This is a genomic window from uncultured Campylobacter sp., assembly GCF_938045205.1.
Taxonomy (GTDB): domain Bacteria; phylum Campylobacterota; class Campylobacteria; order Campylobacterales; family Campylobacteraceae; genus Campylobacter_B.
In genome coordinates this window covers 1-5,395 of record NZ_CALIMY010000133.1, presented here as the reverse complement: position 1 = coordinate 5,395, position 5,395 = coordinate 1, and the positions used below count along the sequence as shown (strand labels likewise).

General features: G+C 46.5%; 4 protein-coding genes and 1 pseudogene. All 5 read right to left on the bottom strand.

Going from position 1 to position 5,395, the window contains the following annotated elements:
- Window positions 1-301 (bottom strand): annotated as a pseudogene (locus Q0198_RS08050) (hypothetical protein); the annotation flags it as partial.
- Window positions 302-693: 392 nt separating this feature from the next.
- Window positions 694-882, bottom strand: a complete 189-nt coding sequence (locus Q0198_RS08045) for a sodium-dependent tyrosine transporter (protein ID WP_177388229.1) — start codon at window positions 880-882, stop codon at window positions 694-696.
- A 17-nt stretch (window positions 883-899) separates the two neighbouring features.
- Window positions 900-1,691 carry a LysR family transcriptional regulator gene (locus Q0198_RS08040; protein ID WP_297896768.1) on the bottom strand — a complete coding sequence of 264 codons (792 nt, stop codon included), beginning with the start codon at window positions 1,689-1,691 and terminating at the stop codon, window positions 900-902.
- 9 nt (window positions 1,692-1,700) lie between these two features.
- On the bottom strand, window positions 1,701-2,483 hold the full coding sequence (gene fdhD / locus Q0198_RS08035) for a formate dehydrogenase accessory sulfurtransferase FdhD (protein ID WP_297896767.1): 783 nt from the start codon (window positions 2,481-2,483) through the stop codon (window positions 1,701-1,703).
- A gap of 266 nt (window positions 2,484-2,749) precedes the next feature.
- The gene (locus Q0198_RS10965) at window positions 2,750-5,002 is read right to left on the bottom strand and encodes a molybdopterin-dependent oxidoreductase (protein ID WP_366111999.1); all 2,253 of its coding nucleotides are present in this window, start codon (window positions 5,000-5,002) and stop codon (window positions 2,750-2,752) included.
- Window positions 5,003-5,395: the final 393 nt, after the last annotated feature.

The following is a 5,395-nucleotide window of genomic DNA, read 5'->3' as shown; positions in this document are numbered from 1 at the left end:
TTTCATCAGTTTGCTTGCTCTTTAAAAGCCTTTTTAGCTCTACGTCAATGGCGGGTTCTTTAAATACGTTTTTCGGGTTTGAATTGTAATCTATATCCCAATAGCGAAACGCAAAGCTATCGACCTCTTCTTGGGTTACGTATTTGCTAAGACCGGGCACTTTGGAGACATTTGTATCGGCAGTGACGGTAAAATTGGTTTGTTTGCGCTCCGTAAGACCTGATCTTTCGGCTAGCAGATACAGTGCACATACGACTACCGCGCAGATAGCATAAATAAACCTAAGTTTGAAGTCTTTCAAAATTTCCCCTTAGAATTTTGCCCGCGACTATATCCAATCAGTACTTAATAAAATATAAATACTATATAGGCACGATAAGCAAAACTGACCGAAAAATGCCGTTGACAGGGTTAAAATGATGAAATCTTTCGAGTAAATTTGGCGAACGAATGTCGTCATAGACCTTATTTGCGTAGCTACATTCTCTATTTACACCTACGCTAGGCACTATATCCGAGGCTCGTTCGCCGTAAATTTACCGCAACGTCTTTGCGTAGGCTTTTCTTAAAAGCACAGGTCACCAAAAATTATCGTAGTGCTAATAAGCGGCAAGTTGCTACCGTATCACAAAAAGCGTTGTTTTACGGATCTGTTCTCAAGCTGCTCGCGCGGCTATGAAGTGCGCTTTGCGGCTATTTGCCGATAAAATTTTTCTGCAGCCACTCCATCGCTTTTTCTTCGCTTTCAAATCTGCCGCTTTTGGCGACTTGAAACTGCCCCTCATAAAAGCGAATTCTGATACCGTCTTGGACGCTATCTACCTTGATGCGCGTGATCCTGTCTTTGTTTAGATAGGTTCGTTCGTTTAGCTTTACAAACATCGTTTTCTCCTTTAAATTTAATGGTTTTTATCTGCCGCTTTACTTGCGTCTTTTTCGCCCTCTTTTTTCAAAAACAGCTCCTTAAAGCGCTCGTTTGCGTAGTTTTCTATATCGCTTTGCAGCTGCTTATATGCAGCAATCAGCTCATAGGCGCGTGCATTTAGCGTCGTACCCGCGGCATTGCCGCCGCCTTGCTTGGTACTAAAGAGCTCCTCTTGCAGATTTTTTTGTAAAATTTGCAGATGGCTCCAGCACTTTTTATAGTTCATCCCCAAAACCTCGGCGGCCTTAGAGATGGAGCCCGTTTGAGCTATCACGTCCAGCACTTCGGTTTTGCCCTTGCCAAAAATGAGCTCGCCCTGCGCATTTTCGATCCAAGTTTTCGTTTTTACCCTCATTCTTTTGCCTTTCTTCTCCTTAAAGCAGCCCAACTGACAATATTTCACGTCTATGGCGTGCTCCTTAAGCGTAGAGCGCACCGTATCGAACCCCACTCCGCCGCTAGCTACGGCGCGGGCGTCGCGGCAAAAAATCCGCCTTTTCTCATCCAAAAACGGATTTAGCTTCTGCAGAGCCTTTATGCTGCCTCCGCTACATTGCAGCTTGCCGAACTGTCCGAGTTCGCAGCGATCTATCCGTATCCCTTCGCGTGCCGCGAGATCTCCTACGACGCTCGCGTCTACGCCTAATTTGGCGGCGATCTTAAACGCCGCGCCGCAATCGAGCTTGCCGCTTGGATTTAGTAAATTTAAAATCAGCCTTTTGATCTCGCTTGCTTTTTTATCGTCTATCTTGATATCTATCTCCATGCCGCCTTCTTAACTCAAAATTCTCTCTTCGCCGCTATAGACGTTTAAATTTTCGCCGCGCGCGAAGCCGCAAAGGGTAAGATCAAATTTACGCGCGATCACGACGCCCAGGCTCGTAGGAGCCGTGCGCGAAACAAGCGCGCTAATGCCGCTCATCACGGCTTTGGCGACCATTTCGGAGCTTAGCCTGCCGCTTACCAAAAGAAGCGAGCCCTGCGTATCGCGCCCCGCCAAGACCGCCTTGCCGACGGATTTATCGATGGTATTGTGCTGGGCGATATCCTCGCCGATAAAATACTCGCCGCCCGCGGTAAAGAGCTTTGCGGTGTGCACGCAACCCGTCATCTCGTAAAGCTCGCACTGCGTGTAAAACTCGCTCATCAAATTTAAAATTTCATTCTTATGAAATTTAGCGTCCGAGCGGACTTTGCGCGCCGCCATCGCCTCTGGATCGATATTTGCGGTAGAGCTGCGCCCGCAGCCGCTGATGATAACCTTTTCGGCATCGAAGCTATTTAGCCGCTTTTCGTTTATCTCGCCGCAGACATTCACGCTAAGCCCGTCCGGCGCGAGCTCAATGCTTCTTATGCCGCTTGGATCCGAGATCAAATTTTCGCTCAGCAAATAGCCTACCGCAAGCGCCTTTAAATCACTCGGAGTCGCCATCAGCGCGCCGAAACGCTTGCCGTTTAGTAAAATTTCAAGCTTGATCTCGCGAACCAAGATATCGCTTACGTTCCTTCTTTCATCCCCTTTAAATTTAACTATCTCCGCCCTATAAATCGGCTCCATAGACCTTCCTTATTTTAATTTCGCCCGTATCGTAGTGAAATTTTGCTTAAATAGCCTTAATTCGCCGAAGTAAAGCCGAAGCGGCGTGCGTAAATTTAAAGCGCTCGCAGTTTTGTATTTAAAAAATCGCGTGGAAACCCCACGAGCCGCTCGCACCATGCGCGCAAGCGGCCATGAAGCGCCCGCAAAGATAAAATTTCATCAAATTTTGCCGCAGCCGCGATGAAATTTCATCTATATAAAGCGGGTGGAACTTGCCGCCCAAACTACTTATGAACCGGCGATAGATAAGGTTTTTCAGAGTGCATCGACATCTCGTTTTGTCTTCTGAACTCGATAAACTCGCTCTCGCTAAGCTTTCTGATATTTGCAATCGTCATCTTTAGCGGTGGGATACCCGATAGCGGATCCAGATCGCCCGCATGCACGAGCTCGTTGCCGTCGGCCTCGCTGTAATGGAAGGTCGTAAAGATCGTGCCCTCTTTTAGATCCGGATTTATACGCAGTTTCGCCGCGATCTGGCCGCGCTTATTTTTGACTAGCGCGTAGCAACCTTCGGTAAGCTCGCGTTCGCGTGCGATGTCAGGGCTTACCTCGATGAGCGCGCCTTCTGCGCCCGCGCCGTACTCTAGCGCGCGGCACTCTCTCGTCATCGTGCCAGTATGGTAGTGATAAACCTTGCGCCCAGTCGTAAATAAGCACGGATAAATTTCATCCGGAATCTCGCTAAGCGCGCCGCTTCCCACTGGATAATCATCAGGAATTTTCATCTTGGCTCTAAAATCCGCCTCAGCTTTAGCGCGCTCCTCTTTATCATCCACGTAAAGTACCGGCACCATTCTAAATTTACCGTCAGGCAGCATCGATTTATGATCTGCGTAAAGAACCGGTGTGCCCGGATGATCTTCATCAGGACATGGCCAGCTTATGCCGCCTAGCTTATCTAGCCTATAGTAGCTAATACCGCCAAAAAATTTAGGCATTAATGCACGCACTTCGTTCCAAATTTCTTCCGCACTTAAAAAATCAAACCCTTCAAGTCCCATTCTTTGTGCGATATTGCAAACGACCTTCCAATCAGGCTCTACGCCAGGAGCCGGCTCGCTTGCCTTGCGAGTGCGCTGGACGCGACGGGAAGTGTTTAAAAAGGTGCCGTCCTTCTCACCCCATCCGGCAGCAGGTAGTACGACATCTGCCTTCTGTGCGCTCTCGGTAAAGAAAAGATCCTGCACGATAAAGCAATCCAGATGATGCGTTGCATGCACGAAGTGCTCCGTCCAAGGATCGCTCATTACGGGGTTTTCGCCGTAAACATAGAGTAGCTTCAGCTCGCCGCTATCCATCTTATCGGGTGCGACCGTAAGCTTAAAGCCTGGAGTTGGATTTAGCTCGAAGTGCCATACTCTGCGCGCCTGCTCCTGAGCGTAAGCGGAATTTACCGCACCTGCCGGAATGACGTTAGGCAGCGCGCCCATATCGCATGCACCCTGGACATTGTTTTGACCGCGCAAAGGATTTACGCCCGCGCCTCTTTTACCTAAATTTCCCGTCAAAATGGCTAAATTTGAAAGCGAAAAGACGTTTGAGGTGCCGTCGCTAAACTGTGTGATACCCATCGTGTAGCAGATCGCCGCTGCGCCTGCTTTAGCATACATTCTAGCAGCTTCGATTACGAGCTCTTTTTTCACGCCCGTCTCGCGCTCAAATCGCTCAGGCGTAAAGTCCTTAACCGCTTCTTTTAGATACTCGTAGCCGTGAGCGTAGTTTTTGATAAACTCGTCATCTTGCAGATTTTCAGCAATGATAACATTCATAATGGTATTTAGCGTCTTAATGTTCGCGCCCACCGGGATTTGCAGATAGATATCGGCTTTTTTCGCCATATCTGTGCGCTTCGGATCTACTACGATCATCTTGGCGCCGCGCTGAAGCCCGCGCTGCATCTGCATAGCGATGATCGGGTGACATTCGCTCGTGTTGGTGCCGATGAGTAAAAATACGTCCGTATCGGTAGCGAATTCTACCAAATCGTTCGTCATCGTTCCGTTTCCTAGCGTGTTGGCAAGACCTGCCACTGTAGGAGCGTGTCAGAGACGGGCGCAGTGATCGACGTTGTTGCTACCCTGAGCGCGGAAAAATTTCTGAAAAACGTAGTTGTCTTCGTTATTTGAGCGCGCCGAGCTAAAACCCATTATTGAGCTTGGGCCATATTTAGCGACGGTCTCTTTAAATTTAGACGCTACAAAATCATAAGCCTCTTCAAAGCTTACCTCCTCAAGCTTGCCGCTTCTATCAAATACTCCGTTTTTCTTACGGATCATAGGTTTGGCAAGGCGTTTTGGAGAGTTTACGAACTCCCAGCCGAACATCCCTTTTAAGCATAGCTCGCCGTCATTTACGTGATGGGCCTGCGTAGGGCGCGCGTTTACGATCCTGCCGTCTTTTACGATAAGATCGATACCACAGCCGGTGCCGCAGTAAGGACAAGTCGTTTTGACAATCTTTTCTCTGGACTGCATAATATTCCTTTCAAGAATTTTGGTTTGCACGGCTATTATACTTTCTAGATTATAAAAGAATTTTTAAATTAGTGAATTTTTTTAAGCAAAATTTAAGCAATATGCAAATATCGCATATTAAATTGAATAGTTAAATTTTACGCTTTTGCCTCGATAATGACGGCGTTTTAGTGTAAAATTTATCACTTATCGCAAAAGACGCTTTTTAAGCTAAGTTTTATAATTTTAATAGAATTTTGAAATTATATTACGCTCCGTTTTATTTCAAAGCACGATTAAATTTTTATGAAATTTTAATGCTAATTTATCGGTATATTATATTAATTTAATTAAATGAAAATCTATATTAAAAATTTATCAAAAACTTTTGAAGATAAATTATTATTTAAAGAC